The following is a 13882-nucleotide window of genomic DNA, read 5'->3' as shown; positions in this document are numbered from 1 at the left end:
AACTCCTACAACAACTGATCGTGGTACTTGTTTAAGCTTGAGGAGAGCCATTGGTCGCTGGTTGGGCGAGCAGGAGCAACAGCCGTCGGTGTACCGGGTTGATCGGGCGTTGCAATTGGTTTTTCCCCAACCCGTCTGGCAATTTCTCTGCCGTATTGCTCCAAAATCACCACCGGACTGGCACCATTATTAACTTCAATCCGCTTGACTAGCACCTGTCCATTGGATAAACGCTGTCCCACTCCGACGTAGCGACTTGGCTCGTTTGGTACCTTCACAATTGCCTGAGGTTCACCACCCACCTGAACCACTCCTGTGACTTCTACACTTCTTGCCAGGTTTGGTTCTGGTAGCGGCGGCAGTTTGGGTAGAAGTGGCGCGGGAGCAGGAATCCGAGGAGCCGTAGCAATCCGACTACCTGGAGCTATACCGTTTCTGTTCCCCGGAGGCGTAGCGTTTCTCCTACCCGCAGTCACCCCATTTCTGCCATTGGGAGCGGTAGCGGGTCGTATCGTCGTCCTTCCGCCAGCGATCGCCCGACTGCCAGCATTACCTCCGCCTCCAGTCGTTCTGGACGTTCTGGAAGGTCTGACAAGGGGCAGGGGTGGCGGTACGGGAATGCGACGCCCAGGAGCCAAACCCTGAGGAGGAGCTAAACCAGGAGCCGGAAATGGAGGGGGAGGCGAACCCGAACCCGTCTCGTTTGGTGTCACTTCCACAATTGGCTTCAGGGGAACAAGTGCAAACGGATCTTGCCGTCCTTTCTGAATTTCTCGCAGCCGCACATCAGAATTCGTGGATGGAATCAAGCCGGAAAGCCCAGGAACGCTTGCCGGTTTTTGGGCAATCGTCGGATTGGAAAAAGTTGACTTGCCTACGGGAGTTGGCTGGGCTGTTGGTGAAGCAGTTGGTACAGACGGAGCCGGAGAAATACTAGGGCTAGGAGCTACAGCCGTATCCTCTCCCTGCGAACAGCCCCCCGCTAACAGAGCAAGCATTCCCAAAAACGCAATCCATGAATGTTGACGCATGACCAGTTCCCCAGTGCTTTACCTGCATCCGCCAATAGAAATTCCCTGTTTGCTTTCAACAGTTCTAATATATGCGGATAATTTATTTGATTAAATGTGTGCAAAAACACCCATCTATATATTCAGTTTAGTGGACTGAGATCAAACTATCGCGTTTGTGTTACTTTCTTCACTGAATCGGGAATCTCAGTTTCCGGTTGTTGGAAGTGTCAATCGTCAGCCCCTGCCATTAACTTTTTCAGCGCATCCAGTCCCTTTTTGACCCGCCGAGAAACTGTCACAACACTGATGTCTAAGCGTTCTGCGACTTCCTTTTGCGTTAAGTCGTGTAAAAAAACAAATTCCAAGATTTCGCGGGTTCGCTTTTCTAGCTGAACTAAAGCTTGTTGCAGGCGAAGCTGGTCTTCTTGCGCTAACTGAAAACTCCGATATTGCGGGTCTGGGACGATTTCACCTAAGCAAGTCGCACCTTCAGAACCATCCCCTAGGGGTACATCTAAGCTGACAAGTTCGCGGTTTTGAAAGGCCAACTTGATTTCCTGCCATTCTGCCTGTGAAATTTCTAGCTTTAGTGCCACCTCTGAATCGGTAGGGGATCGGTTGTACTTCTGCTGGAAATACCGCGCCAAAGAAACTGCCTGATAGTGCAGTGCTTCCCAACGCCGAGGAATGCGGAATGAGCCGCCTTTATCCCGTAAATAGTGCTGAATTTCTCCGCGAATGTAGGGGATGGCAAAGGAACTGAAGGCGTGACCCTTGGACAAATCAAAGCGCTCAATCGCTCGAATTAAGCCTAAACAGCCGACCTGAAGCAAGTCTTCGTAGCTTTCTGTACACTGATTAACCCAGTGATGGGCTTCTTTTCTCACCAGTCCAAAATTCAGTTTTACCAGCTGATTGCGAACAGTATCTGAACGATTTTGCTGGTACTCTCGTAACAGCCGTAAGCTCTCAAGCTTCAGTTCGGGAGTGACAGTGCTATACATACACGAAGTTCAATTGGTAGAGTGGCCCGGTTAAAAACGTTTATTTCGGTTATATTCTGTTTTTGAAGTGCGTGCTGTGATGTTAAACATAGGTTTCGATAACAAAACTTTAAGCCGGAAGCTAACAAATGCAGTTGGGGAAACGCCACCAAATGTAGCATTTTCCCCAAATTGCGATAAGTTGCTTTCTTTTGGTCGCTTCAAAATTCAGTTTATTCTCTGGCCCTGGTCAATTACAACAGCATTTTCACCGAGAAACTCTCTTGTGGTAATCACTCGCATGATTGCGGAGTGCAGGCAGAAGCATTAAGCAGCAGATGCTGACGGGAGCAAAGGAAAAGAAAAAAGGGGCTTCCAAACCCCTTTTCTTCACCTGCCAGCAAAGCCAAGCAGGGTGACTCGGTGCTAATGAGCAGATTTAAGCCTGCTCTGGAGAAATCCGAGCATAGAAGATGCCGCGAATTTTCACTTCCTTGGCTTCGCCAGCGCCTAGATCGGTATCGGATGGCTGCTCGCTCTCAAACGTACCGGCAATTTCACCTGTGACGTTATCCACTTTAGCGACTTGGAGAGAAATTTCGCCCTTAAGGGTTTCGGCACGCTTGACATTCGCACGTGTCAGGTCTTTCTCATCAGCTTGGCTGGGGAGTGCCACTGCATTGTCATAGCCAGTGACCACACCGCGACCCTTGGGATCGAGGAAAGCTGCTCCCCGATAGGAGGGAACGTTAAACTCGCCTTCAAAGTCAGTCGAGGTGTTAATGCTATCCATCCCCGGCTGGCTTTTGGCAACCAGATTTTTAATCGTGAATAGAAAGGGCACTCGCTCACCACCCGGTAGCTGGACGGTAATGGCTTGGAAGTCGAGACCATCCTGTTCAATAAAGGTCAAACGACGATCTTCATCAACTTGCAATTTACCCAGCACCTGGTCGATGCTAGAAGTGTACCGGGTCAACAACTTACCCGGAATGAATTGGGCGGATTGACGTTTGTTAGTCGATTCTTCTTTGACAAAGAAGCTGGTTGGCTGTAAGCACAGGTTCGTCAAAGCATACGACTGACGAGGCTGAATGGGAATGGCACCGCGTGTCGTTTCTGACAGTTGCGGGCAGTTATTAGCAAGCCCTGTGCCTCGAATTTGGTCGTAAGTGAGTGGAGTGGGAACGCTGGTCGCAGCGGCTGGACCTTCACTACAAGCAGTTAATACCCCCAAGCACAAAGCTAGGAAGGCAACAATGAAAGCGCGATACCTCATGGTCAACCTCAAATATTTAATCTAGGAATCCGTACCAGTAGAATCTGGTATTGGGCTTAAGTTACAACAGACAAAAGTGAAATTCTTAATTAGGCTCGGAATGGTTCGGCTCAGAATCTCTACAGTGAATTTTACAAGGCTTTGTGTTGCCTTTATCCTGAAGCTCAGTGTAAATTGACCATTTCAGTCAGTGAAAGACTCGGTTAAAGTTGAGTTGATCAAACGGACTAAAGGGGATGGCGTGAACAGCGAAGAGAATTTAGAATTGGAGCTTCAGAAGCCGGAACTGCAAGCGATCGCTACTTCTGTTCGCGCTTTGGCACAGACTTGCCAGGGGGATACTCTGGCTCTGTTGGCGTTGCTGCGGGCTTTGGAAAGTTGGCATCGTGAGATTCGAGATGGTGTGTTTCAGGCGTCTTTACCGGATAATCGTCAGGCTCTATACGCCTTGCTGAAGGATATGGAAGAAGGGGGCGGTTGGCCCTATATTGAGCGGATGAAGCTGCGATCGCTTTTAGAAAAGCTCTCAGCCGCAGAATCGCCCAATTCTTCACACCCTCTCACACTGGAGTTAGAAACCCAGCCGACTCAGGAAGGTTGAAGGCAAAACTATTTCACTGACTTGACTCGCCCGCGGGTGAAGCTAGTCAATCTTTATTGGGCTATAGAGTACAACAGATGCTAAGATCCTCCAGTTATCACTGCAATCTCTGAACACTAACCCCCTGCTTAATTTATGCCGGTTGCTGTTAATCCGATTAAGTTTGGTACAGATGGCTGGCGAGGCATCATCGCCGCAGACTTCACGTTTGAGCGGGTGGCTTTGGTAGCACCGTTAGCGGCACAAGTCCTAGCAAATGTCTATGGTGAGACGACCGGTAGCCGCACGATTATTGTGGGTTATGACCGGCGCTTTATGGCGGAAACGTTCGCCCGTAAAGTGGCACAAGTCGTGCAAGCAGCGGGATTTGATGTTCTCAGCAGCAGTAGTTATGCCCCAACCCCGGCATTCAGCTGGGCGGCTTATCAACGGAAAGCTTTGGGAGCTTTGGTGATTACCGCTAGTCATAATCCTGGAGCATATTTGGGTTTAAAAGTCAAGGGCGCATTTGGGGGATCGGTTCCCCCGGAAATTACTCAGCAGATTGAAGCGTTGTTAGAGAAGGAACCGTCACCATTTTCGACGACGCCTGGAAGTTTGGAGATGTTCGACCCTTGGCCCAATTACTGCGAAGCGCTACGGGCGAAAGTGGATATTGTTTGCATTCAGGATGCGATCGCCCAACATAAGCTCACTGTCTTTGCTGATGTGATGCACGGTGCTGCTGCGACTGGACTAGAACAACTGCTGCAAATGCCAATTCAGGAAATTAATAGTTCCCGCGATCCTTTGTTTGGTGGCGGTGCGCCGGAACCTTTGCCGCGTTACCTTTCCCAGATGTTTCGGCAGATGCGGACTCACCGACGCCGCATTGCTGATGGGTTGGCAGTGGGGTTTGTGTTTGATGGAGATAGCGATCGCATTGCTGCTGTCGATGGACAGGGAAATTTCCTCAGTTCCCAAATTCTCATCCCAATTTTGATCGAACACATGGCATCGCGGCGGGGATTGACGGGCGAAGTCGTTAAAACAGTGAGTGGTTCCGACTTGTTTCCCCGCGTAGCCTCCCTGTACAATCTGCCGGTGTATGAGACGCCAATTGGCTACAAGTACATCGCCGACCGGATGTTAACGACTCAGGTGTTAGTCGGTGGCGAAGAGTCGGGAGGGATTGGCTACGGCAATCATATTCCAGAACGAGATGGGCTGTTGTCAGCGCTGTATCTGCTGGAAGCGATCGCGCAATCAGGAATGGATCTCAGTGACCTCTACCAGCGCTTGCAGGAGAAAACCGGCTTTAATTCTGCCTACGACCGCATTGACCTACCATTAGCGAGTATGGAAGTGCGATCGCGCCTGCTAGAACAATTACAAAATACGCCCTTAACTGAGATTGCCGGTCGGTCGGTAATCGATTGCCTAACGATTGATGGTTATAAGTTTCGGTTAGTCGATGATAGTTGGTTGATGATTCGCTTCAGCGGAACAGAACCCGTTTTGCGGCTGTACTGCGAAGCGCCAACTCTGAAGCAAGTTCATCACACCTTAGAGTGGGCGAAAAATTGGGCGAATTCAGTTTAAGCGCTACAAAGTATCTGGATCGATACCCAATTCCCGTAGTTTAGCAGCTAATCTCTCTGCCCTAGCTTGAGCCAACTCCTTCTGCTGCCGTTGCACTTGGGCTGCTTCTTCAGGTAACTCAACTAGCTGCCCCTCGGCAGTGAAAAAGCGCAACTTTCTCTCGTGAATACCTAAATATAACTCTAATTGTTGGCTCCACAAGTATCCTTGCTGATTGGGTTCCAGCGTTTGGTACTGACCTGCCAATAACTGGAAACCAGCAAATTCTAACGTTTCGGGGTCAAACCAGAAATAGTTGGGCGTGCGAAAGATATCTTGGTAAATCTGTTTCTTCAAGCCTCTGTCTGTGGCGGCTGTCTTGTCTGAGAGAATTTCTACAATTACATTCGGATACTTGCCATCTTCCTCCCAAACCACCCAACTTTTACGGGATTTGCGTTCAGTTCCCAACACTACGAAAAAATCTGGTCCTCGGAAGTCCTCCGATTTGCGCTGGCGCGGACTGTAGTAGATGCTGAGATTGCCAGCAACAAAGAAGTCGTTGCGGCTTCGCCACCACCAGTCAAGGCATTTTATCAGCAGCAGCATTTGCTGCAAATGCAGGTAAGTTTCCAAAGGCGGTTCGTCACTCAGTAAATCGCTGGGTGGAAAGATAACATCTTCTGGAGTGTCTAAATCTTTGGCGAGGGACATGGCAGCGTTGCTCCCGATAGCAAGATGCTAGTTACTATGAGTTTAGCAACAGTGAGGGACAAACGGGATTAGGGTGAAAGGATGCGATCGCTATTTCAATAACCTTTAATAAAGGTACAAATGTTCTGATGCCAGCAGGATAGCTTTTGTGAATGGACAAAAATGAATTTCAAGGCTGACTAAACTAAAGACTTTAAACACTGCTTCTGGTTCATTAAAAGTTGATTAAAAGCACGCTAAAACAAGATTGGCTTAATGTGCCTCAATACTTCCTCGAATAAATTTTCTGGACACTCGCCAATAAAACTGGCATTTCTTGCTCGATAATCAGTTGAATTTATCAGGACTTACACAACATCACCACATCTGCCCTTCCGCTTTCCCCCTGGGGAATTGCCCCTACAAAACTCTATATGTATAAGCTTTGCGTAAGTCCTGTAAAAGCTGACTTAGCCAAAGAGACCCCTTTCTGTGGCAATCTGAGAAACAGACAGGAAAGCCAAAATTAAAGAAAAGGTTATGCAAACCCTGCCCAATCCAAGCACTACCAGTGCATCTTCCAGTCAACCCTCCTTTGACACCACTATCAAGCGGCGCAAAACTCGTCCCGTCAAGGTGGGGAATGTCACGATTGGCGGCAACTACCCAGTGGTAGTGCAGTCCATGATTAATGAAGACACGCTTGATATTGATGGATCGGTTGCCGGAATTCGCCGCCTGCACGAGATTGGCTGCGAAATTGTCCGCGTCACCGTGCCAAGTATCGGTCATGCTAAAGCTTTAGCCCAAATCAAGCAGAAATTAGCTCAAACCTATCAACCAGTGCCGCTGGTAGCTGATGTGCATCACAACGGCATGAAGATTGCCCTGGAAGTTGCCAAGCACGTTGATAAGGTGCGGATTAATCCGGGGTTGTATGTGTTTGAAAAGCCAAAGTCGGATAGAAGCGAATACAACCAAGCCGAATTTGATGAAATTGGCGAAAAAATCCGCGAAACTTTAGAACCCCTGGTAGTTTCCTTGCGCGATCAAGGTAAGGCAATGCGAATCGGCGTCAACCACGGTTCTCTCGCCGAACGGATGCTGTTTACCTACGGCGATACCCCAGAAGGCATGGTGGAATCTGCCCTAGAATTTATCAAAATTTGTGAATCTCTTGACTTCCGCAACCTGGTAATCTCTCTGAAAGCCTCGCGGGTGCCGGTGATGTTAGCAGCTTATCGTCTGATGGCACAGCGGATGGATGAGCTAGGCATGGAGTATCCCTTGCATCTCGGTGTCACTGAAGCGGGTGATGGCGAATACGGACGCATTAAGTCCACCGCAGGCATTGCTCCTCTGCTAGTTGATGGTATTGGCGATACGATTCGAGTATCAATCACCGAAGCACCGGAAAAAGAGATTCCCGTTTGCTACAGCATTCTGCAAGCACTGGGATTGCGGAAAACGATGGTGGAATATGTCGCCTGCCCCTCATGTGGGCGGACATTGTTTAATCTAGAAGAAGTGCTGCACGAAGTGCGGGAAGCCACCAAACATCTTACAGGTCTTGATATAGCAGTCATGGGATGTATTGTCAATGGCCCCGGAGAAATGGCGGATGCCGACTATGGTTATGTTGGTAAACAGCCCGGTTTCATCTCTCTGTATCGTGGCAGAGAAGAAATCAAAAAAGTGCCAGAGTCTCAAGGAGTTGAAGAGTTGATTAATTTAATTAAGGCAGACGGACGTTGGGTCGATCCTTAAGTTGAGTGTTGAGAGAAAAGTTAATTCAAAACTCACAAAATAAGTGTTGAGGAAAGCATTAATTTAAACCTCAGGCGCGATAAATCAGGCGCGATAAATCGCGTTTCTACAACTCAAAACTTAAAACTCTCTACTTCCGGACTTGCACTTAGTGCAGCTGGATAAATAATTGCGCTCTCCGGCTTCCAGGTATGCCCTGTGCTAGAGTTAGCGTAATTCCTTGGCAGTAGTTTCCCACCGGCTCAGAAAGGATCATGGTAATTACAAAACGCGGGATCGTTCTCGGTGCGACAGCACTGGTATTATCGACTGTTGCTGTTACGGGCGCTGGTATTCATCTGTCTCAAGGTCAGGCTTTTTTTCGTGAAAGTCCCAAGGAACTTGTAGACGAAGTGTGGCAGATTATTGACCGCAGTTACGTGGATGGCACCTTCAACAAAGTCGATTGGCGGGCAGTTCGTCAACAATACCTGAACCGCTCTTATTCCAGCAAGAAGGAAGCCTATGAGGCGATCCGGGAAATGCTGAAAAAACTGAACGATCCCTACACCCGGTTCATGGACCCAGAAGAGTTCAAGAGTATGCAGATTGATACTTCTGGGGAATTAACTGGGGTTGGCATTCAACTCGCTCAAGATGAGGAAACGAAAAAGCTAACGGTTATTGCGCCAATTGAAGATACACCAGCTTCTAAGGCTGGTGTTCTGGCAAAGGACACTATCAAGAAAATTGATGGTAAGAGTACCGAGGGCATGGATGTCAATGACGCTGTGCGCCTGATCCGAGGACAACCGGGAACGGAAGTGACGTTGACCATTCAGCGGGGCGAGAAGGAATTAGTATTTCCCCTGAAACGGGCGCGGATTGCCATCCATCCGGTGCGCTCTAGCAAGCAGAACAGTCCTACGGGTGAGATAGGCTACATTCGTCTCAATCAGTTTAGCGCCAATGCTGCTAAGGAAATGGCAGATGCGATTAAGGGTTTAGAACAGCAGAAGGTGAATGGCTACATTTTGGATCTGCGTTCTAACCCAGGCGGATTACTCTACGCCAGTATTGAAATTGCTCAGATGTGGTTAAAAGACGGCACTATTGTCTCAACTGTGGATCGGCAGGGGGAAAGGGAACGAGAGACAGCTAATAATCGCGCCCTCACAGATAAACCGTTGGTGGTGTTGGTGGATGGCGGATCGGCGAGTGCCAGCGAAATCCTCTCAGGGGCGTTGCAGGATAACAAGCGGGCTGTTTTGGTGGGGACAAAGACCTTTGGTAAGGGTTTGGTGCAATCGGTGCGGGGTCTGGGGGATGGTTCGGGTCTGGCGGTGACGATCGCTAAGTATTACACTCCTAGCGGGCGCGATATTAATCACGCGGGGATCAAGCCGGATGTGGTGCTGGAAATGACGGAAGCTCAGCGCAAGGCATTGCAAACCGATCGTGATAAAATTGGCAGCCCGGACGATCCCCAATATGCCAAAGCGCTGGAAGTGCTGAATCAGAAGATTGCCGCCCAGCGAGGAAACCAGGCGCAGAAATAGTTTTGAGTTTTGAGTTTTGAGTTGAAATTCAACACTCAAAATTCAAAACTTATTGGGGTTGGCACTTTCGGGCGCGAATTAAGCCGACGCGACGAGCGATCGCTTCCTCTTGGGAATCAAATGGTCCCCAGCGTTCCACAAAAGCTGATTTATCCTCTCCTTCGACGCGATCGCTAGGGAGGATTTCGCATTTTCCCTCGTTACGCTTGACAATATACCAGGTTTGTGTGTTTGTCATTAGGTGAAGATTCGCAAAAAACGCCTTGAAGAGTGGCTTAGTTATGAGTTTTGAATGATCGGCAATCAATTCAAAACTCATAACTTTTTTAGTTAATGTGCGCTGTTGCCGTTGCCGTTTCCAGAAGTTGCTATCACTCGTTCAACCAGCTTGTCTGGGACTTCTTGGAGATGGTCGTACTTCCAGTTGAAGAAGCCGACGCCCATTGTGAGCGATCGCAATTCCACAATAAAGTTGTGCATCTCTGCTTGGGGTAAGTAAGCAGAAACGCAATCCCAACCAGACCAATCCGACTTCCCTTCATAGCCGAGAATTTGTCCCCGGCGTCCGCTTACCAGCTGGAGTACCTTAGAGGTAAATTCGGCAGGGGCACACACCTGAATCGCGGTAATCGGTTCTAAGAGCGTTGGTTCGCACTTGGGCATTCCTTCCTGCATGGCAATTCGCGCCGCTTGTTTAAACGCTTGTTCGGAACTATCAACCGAGTGGTAAGAACCATTGGTTAGCGTCACTCCCACATCGACCACTGGGAAGCCCAAGGGGCCATGTACCAAATACTCCCGGACACCCGTCTCAACGCCAGGAATATACTGTCTCGGTACGACGCCACCGACAATTGCTTGACTGAAGTTAAAGCCTTCGCCACGCGACAGCGGCTTGATATCCAGATAAACATCGCCAAACTGCCCGTGACCGCCACTTTGGTGCTTGTAGCGCCCGTGAATCGACGAGGCGGGTTTGCGGATGGTTTCTTTGTAGGGAACGCGCGGCTGGTGAGTGGTCATTGGCAGGTTGTACTTGCGCCGCAGTCGGTCGAGGGCAACTTGCAGATGAATTTCACCTTGACCCCAAAGGATGACTTCGTGGGTGTCGCCGTGTTGTTCCCAAGCCAGGGAGGGGTCTTCTTCTAGCAGCTTGCTGATGGCGCTACTAAGTTTAACTTCATCGTTGCGTTTTTCGGGCGTAATTGCTAAAGCAAAAACGGGTGCCATTTGCTCGGCTTTGGGGAGTTCGGTTGCCAGTGGGTCGCCGGAAGCGGTCAAGGTATCGCCAGTTTTAATTCCCTCTAAGCGTCCCAAGACGACAATCTCACCGGCTTCGGCTGAAGTCAGTGGCTGTTGTTGCTGACCCATCAAACGGTACAAGCCACCAGTCCGAACGCCATTGAGGACAATTCCATCGGTCAATCTGCCCTGCCACACCCGCACCAGGGAGATTTTACCGCCTTGAGGAGTGTAATAGGTTTTAATCGCTTGCGCGAGGGGGGCATCGGCATGGAGAACGATTCCCCGACGTTCGGCAGTGGTGGATGGGTCGGGTGCTTCTCGCAACAACGCTTCCAACAGCGGTCGCACTCCGTAATCTTGCTCGGCAACGCCCAGGAATACAGGCACGATTAAATCTGCCCCTAACTCCATCTTCAAGTCTTGGAGAATTTCTTCTTGGGGCGGGTTAATTTCTTCTAGCAGTTCTTCTAGCAGGTGGTCGTCAAAATTTGCCAATTCCTCCAGCATCTCGGCACGGGCGGCTTGTTCCTGCTCTTTGAGGGCATCTGGCATCGGCACCGGGTCGGCGGCGGCACCGGGATGGTAGTGATAAGCTTGTTCGCTTACCAGGTCGATAAAGCCGCTGAGTTGTTCGCCTTGACCGATGGGATATTGGTGTGGGATGACGGGGCGACTAGAGACCGTTTTCAGGGCGTGCAGCACGTCCATGAAGTTGTTGTTCGCCCGATCCATTTTGTTGATGAAGACTAGGTGCGGGATTTCCCAGTCGTCGAGGAATTTAAATAGAGGCGCGAGAGTCATGACGCGATCGCTCACGGGTTCGCACACCACAATTGCCGCATCGACGCCAATCAGAGCATTGTAGGTTTCTTGAGCAAATTCAACCGAGCCGGGACAATCGACAAAGGTGAGGCGGACATTGTCGTACTCGGTGCTGGCAGTTGATACTTCTACGCTCATCTGGCGATCGCGTGCCTCTTGGGAACTATCTCCCACCGTGTTACCGTCTGAAGTGCGACCTTTGCGGGAAATCGCACCCGTGACGAAGAGCAAACTTTCCAGTAACGTAGTTTTGCCACTTAAATAGGGGCCAACAATTGCCACATTGCGTACCCCGGACATGACTTTTTCGTTCATAATTCACCCCCAACAAAATAAAAAAGATGTAGAGATGCTAGCGATCGCAGAAGTAGGCGGTACCGATGCCATTGGTAACTCCCGGAGGATTTTCTCTCTCCCGTGCCAATGGCGATCGCTGTTAACAGTTAGATGGAATTAACGATCCCTGAATGTGAGGTTAGCGCGTTCTAGTGGCAATGACCGGAAAATTGCAACTTCTTTTAAAGCAAACCCAGCAAAAATTTAAGTTAAATGAATCAGTATTAATTAGCTATAAATTCTATGAATATATGCAACAAATAAACTCAAATTTGTTAGAAAAAAATCTGAATGGGCGGTCAACAAACGTAACAATTGTAAAAAGGTGACACGGAGAATGAGAACGCACCGACAGATGAGATGGATGACTGGGGGGTTGATACTGTTACTGGGTGGGAATATGACGCCAGTGGTGGCTGGGGCACCCGCTACGCCGGTACAAATTGCTCAAGCTCAATCGGCGGTGGACTTGGTGAATCAGGGACTTCAGCTAATTCAGCAGGCAAAAACACAAGAAGCGATCGCCTCTTTTCGACAAGCAGCCCAACTCGACTCCAAACTGGCACCCGCACATTACAACTTGGGGCTGGCATTGCGTCAGGTGGGGCAATTGCAGCCAGCAGCAGATGCCTTTTACCAAGCAATTCAAGCCGATCCTAACTTTGCTCTCGCCTATGCCAATTTGGGTGCAGCGCTGCTTGAGGGCAACAACTTGCAGCAGGCGGGTGATTATTTGTCACGGGCGCTGGAACTCAACCCAAAGTTGGGGGTTGCTCATTACAATCTAGGTTTGGTAAGGGAACAGCAGGGAGATGGGGAGAGAGCGATCGCCTCTTTTAAACAAGCGATGCAGTTGAGTCCCAAAGCACCGGAACCTGCTTATCATTTGGGATTAGCTTATCTACAACAGAACAACCTGAATGAAGCGAAAAAGGCATTTCAGCAAGCCATTAAAATTAGTCCTAAATATCCAGAAGCTTATTATAATCTCGGTTCCATCCTGATGAACCAGGGGAAGTTAGACGAAGCCCTCTCTGCCTTTCGCAAGGCTGCGGAGGCTAATTCTAACTACCCCAATGCCTACTATGCCGCCGGGTTAGTCTTTCTGCGCCAAGGTCGTTACAGTGACGCCCAGCAAGTTTTGCAATATGCCAAAGAACTCTACACCGCCCAAGGGAATACCCAGTGGGCTTCTAACGCAGAGGAATTATTAAAGCGATCGCAAAACCCCTAAACAATTAAAAATTAGTTTTTTAATCTTTAATTGTTTCCCCGATGCACTCTAACGCGCTTATTCGGGTCTTGCTTCTTCACCCAAGACAAAAACTTCTCCATTTGCGGCTCGTCCTTCAGCCTTTCCAAGGAATTAAGTTCCTGGGCTAATCGCGTATTGTCAAATAAATTATGTATTTGCCGATGGCAGGCAGAACATATCTTTGCAGTCGGACCTGGATCTTCATTTTTCCGTTTAGTTTTCTGCCTTGGAATCAAGTGATGGACGGTCAATCGCTCCACTTCTCTTTCACACAATTCACACTGCATTTTTTGATAATACTTATAACTCACCATTTTCTAACATCATTATATATCAATGTAAAAAGTGAGGATATTTTCAGATTAGATCCTATTTCACTAAAAACATCACGTTAATAGAATTGATCCTATAGCAATCCTATTTCATTCGCGAACCAATCAGTTCCTCTTTCTATCTTCCTTTGTGTTCCTTGTGTCTTTGTGGTTCAACAACACTCTTTTTGTCTTCACAAATCATTTCAGATTACGATAGATACTAATTGTATTTGCTGTAACAAAGTTTAAAATTTAGCAAAAATACAATGGCTCTTCAGTACTTTTTATGCCAAAACATTAGTTATAATTAGAAAAAACATTAAAAAATATCTCAAAAAGTTACTAAAAAGATTGAACAGATTGACATGTAAAGACTATTTTTTATTAACTATAAATATAAGCATAGTATTTTTAGGTGAATTTACAGCTATGGCTAGCAAAAGAGATATTAAAATTCTAACAGAGCTTCTAGATTT

At 48.4% G+C, this 13882-nt stretch carries 13 protein-coding genes; 6 read left to right on the top strand and 7 right to left on the bottom strand.

Going from position 1 to position 13882, the window contains the following annotated elements; genetic code table 11:
- Window positions 1-5 precede the first annotated feature (5 nt).
- From ACFW2W_RS17415 to ACFW2W_RS17405, 3 genes are all read right to left on the bottom strand, one after another.
- Window positions 6-1031: a hypothetical protein gene (locus tag ACFW2W_RS17415; RefSeq protein ID WP_378180749.1), complete on the bottom strand. Its 1026-nt coding sequence runs from the start codon at window positions 1029-1031 to the stop codon at window positions 6-8.
- A gap of 209 nt (window positions 1032-1240) precedes the next feature.
- Entirely contained in the window at window positions 1241-2017 is a 777-nt protein-coding gene (locus tag ACFW2W_RS17410) for an RNA polymerase sigma factor SigF (protein WP_378180746.1), read from the bottom strand.
- A 418-nt stretch (window positions 2018-2435) separates the two neighbouring features.
- Complete coding sequence (locus tag ACFW2W_RS17405; protein WP_378180743.1) at window positions 2436-3275, bottom strand: photosystem II manganese-stabilizing polypeptide; 840 nt, start codon at window positions 3273-3275, stop codon at window positions 2436-2438.
- A 241-nt stretch (window positions 3276-3516) separates the two neighbouring features.
- Here ACFW2W_RS17405 and ACFW2W_RS17400 point away from each other — a divergent pair, with 241 nt between their 5' ends.
- Window positions 3517-3876, top strand: coding sequence for a hypothetical protein (locus tag ACFW2W_RS17400; RefSeq protein WP_378181018.1), 360 nt, complete (start codon window positions 3517-3519; stop codon window positions 3874-3876).
- A 135-nt stretch (window positions 3877-4011) separates the two neighbouring features.
- Complete coding sequence (locus tag ACFW2W_RS17395) at window positions 4012-5457, top strand: phosphoglucomutase/phosphomannomutase family protein (protein WP_378180740.1); 1446 nt, start codon at window positions 4012-4014, stop codon at window positions 5455-5457.
- A gap of 3 nt (window positions 5458-5460) precedes the next feature.
- Here the strand turns inward: ACFW2W_RS17395 and ACFW2W_RS17390 are convergent, their stop codons facing one another.
- On the bottom strand, window positions 5461-6150 hold the full coding sequence (locus ACFW2W_RS17390; protein WP_378180737.1) for a Uma2 family endonuclease: 690 nt from the start codon (window positions 6148-6150) through the stop codon (window positions 5461-5463).
- A 519-nt stretch (window positions 6151-6669) separates the two neighbouring features.
- Here ACFW2W_RS17390 and ispG point away from each other — a divergent pair.
- Both ispG and ctpC read left to right on the top strand, forming a co-directional pair.
- Window positions 6670-7896, top strand: coding sequence for a (E)-4-hydroxy-3-methylbut-2-enyl-diphosphate synthase (ispG, locus tag ACFW2W_RS17385; RefSeq protein WP_378180734.1), 1227 nt, complete (start codon window positions 6670-6672; stop codon window positions 7894-7896).
- Between the two features lie 254 nt (window positions 7897-8150).
- The gene (ctpC, locus tag ACFW2W_RS17380) at window positions 8151-9434 is read left to right on the top strand and encodes a carboxyl-terminal processing protease CtpC (RefSeq protein WP_378180731.1); all 1284 of its coding nucleotides are present in this window, start codon (window positions 8151-8153) and stop codon (window positions 9432-9434) included.
- A 49-nt stretch (window positions 9435-9483) separates the two neighbouring features.
- On the opposite strand, the gene ACFW2W_RS17375 is transcribed toward ctpC, so the two are convergent.
- Window positions 9484-9672, bottom strand: coding sequence for a DDE transposase family protein (locus ACFW2W_RS17375; protein WP_378180728.1), 189 nt, complete (start codon window positions 9670-9672; stop codon window positions 9484-9486).
- A gap of 92 nt (window positions 9673-9764) precedes the next feature.
- Window positions 9765-11816 (bottom strand): elongation factor G, encoded by a 2052-nt coding sequence (locus tag ACFW2W_RS17370; RefSeq protein WP_378180725.1) that lies wholly within the window; start codon window positions 11814-11816, stop codon window positions 9765-9767.
- Here ACFW2W_RS17370 and ACFW2W_RS17365 point away from each other — a divergent pair.
- Both ACFW2W_RS17365 and ACFW2W_RS17360 read left to right on the top strand, forming a co-directional pair.
- Window positions 11800-11958 carry a hypothetical protein gene (locus tag ACFW2W_RS17365; protein WP_378180722.1) on the top strand — a complete coding sequence of 53 codons (159 nt, stop codon included), beginning with the start codon at window positions 11800-11802 and terminating at the stop codon, window positions 11956-11958. The genes ACFW2W_RS17370 and ACFW2W_RS17365 overlap by 17 nt on opposite strands.
- Window positions 11959-12174: 216 nt before the next feature.
- Window positions 12175-13071 carry a tetratricopeptide repeat protein gene (locus ACFW2W_RS17360; RefSeq protein ID WP_378180719.1) on the top strand — a complete coding sequence of 299 codons (897 nt, stop codon included), beginning with the start codon at window positions 12175-12177 and terminating at the stop codon, window positions 13069-13071.
- Window positions 13072-13097: 26 nt separating this feature from the next.
- On the opposite strand, the gene ACFW2W_RS17355 is transcribed toward ACFW2W_RS17360, so the two are convergent.
- Window positions 13098-13379 (bottom strand): HNH endonuclease, encoded by a 282-nt coding sequence (locus ACFW2W_RS17355; RefSeq protein ID WP_378181015.1) that lies wholly within the window; start codon window positions 13377-13379, stop codon window positions 13098-13100.
- Window positions 13380-13882: the final 503 nt, after the last annotated feature.

The sequence above is a fragment of the Coleofasciculus sp. H7-2 genome (genome assembly GCF_042747725.1).
Taxonomy (GTDB): domain Bacteria; phylum Cyanobacteriota; class Cyanobacteriia; order Cyanobacteriales; family FACHB-T130; genus FACHB-T130.
The sequence above is the reverse complement of the archived record's forward strand: the minus strand, read 5'-3'. Positions and strand labels throughout refer to the sequence as shown.

Excerpts from the sequence above, each read along its gene's own strand:
- ACFW2W_RS17415 (WP_378180749.1), bottom strand. The coding sequence starts at position 1,031 with ATGCGTCAACATTCATGGATTGCGTTTTTGGGAATGCTTGCTCTGTTA.
- ACFW2W_RS17410 (WP_378180746.1), bottom strand. The coding sequence starts at position 2,017 with ATGTATAGCACTGTCACTCCCGAACTGAAGCTTGAGAGCTTACGGCTG.
- ACFW2W_RS17405 (WP_378180743.1), bottom strand. The coding sequence starts at position 3,275 with ATGAGGTATCGCGCTTTCATTGTTGCCTTCCTAGCTTTGTGCTTGGGG.
- ACFW2W_RS17395 (WP_378180740.1), top strand. The coding sequence starts at position 4,012 with ATGCCGGTTGCTGTTAATCCGATTAAGTTTGGTACAGATGGCTGGCGA.
- ACFW2W_RS17390 (WP_378180737.1), bottom strand. The coding sequence starts at position 6,150 with ATGTCCCTCGCCAAAGATTTAGACACTCCAGAAGATGTTATCTTTCCA.
- ispG (WP_378180734.1), top strand. The coding sequence starts at position 6,670 with ATGCAAACCCTGCCCAATCCAAGCACTACCAGTGCATCTTCCAGTCAA.
- ctpC (WP_378180731.1), top strand. The coding sequence starts at position 8,151 with ATGGTAATTACAAAACGCGGGATCGTTCTCGGTGCGACAGCACTGGTA.
- ACFW2W_RS17375 (WP_378180728.1), bottom strand. The coding sequence starts at position 9,672 with ATGACAAACACACAAACCTGGTATATTGTCAAGCGTAACGAGGGAAAA.
- ACFW2W_RS17365 (WP_378180722.1), top strand. The coding sequence starts at position 11,800 with ATGACTTTTTCGTTCATAATTCACCCCCAACAAAATAAAAAAGATGTA.
- ACFW2W_RS17370 (WP_378180725.1), bottom strand. The coding sequence starts at position 11,816 with ATGAACGAAAAAGTCATGTCCGGGGTACGCAATGTGGCAATTGTTGGC.
- ACFW2W_RS17360 (WP_378180719.1), top strand. The coding sequence starts at position 12,175 with ATGAGAACGCACCGACAGATGAGATGGATGACTGGGGGGTTGATACTG.
- ACFW2W_RS17355 (WP_378181015.1), bottom strand. The coding sequence starts at position 13,379 with ATGCAGTGTGAATTGTGTGAAAGAGAAGTGGAGCGATTGACCGTCCAT.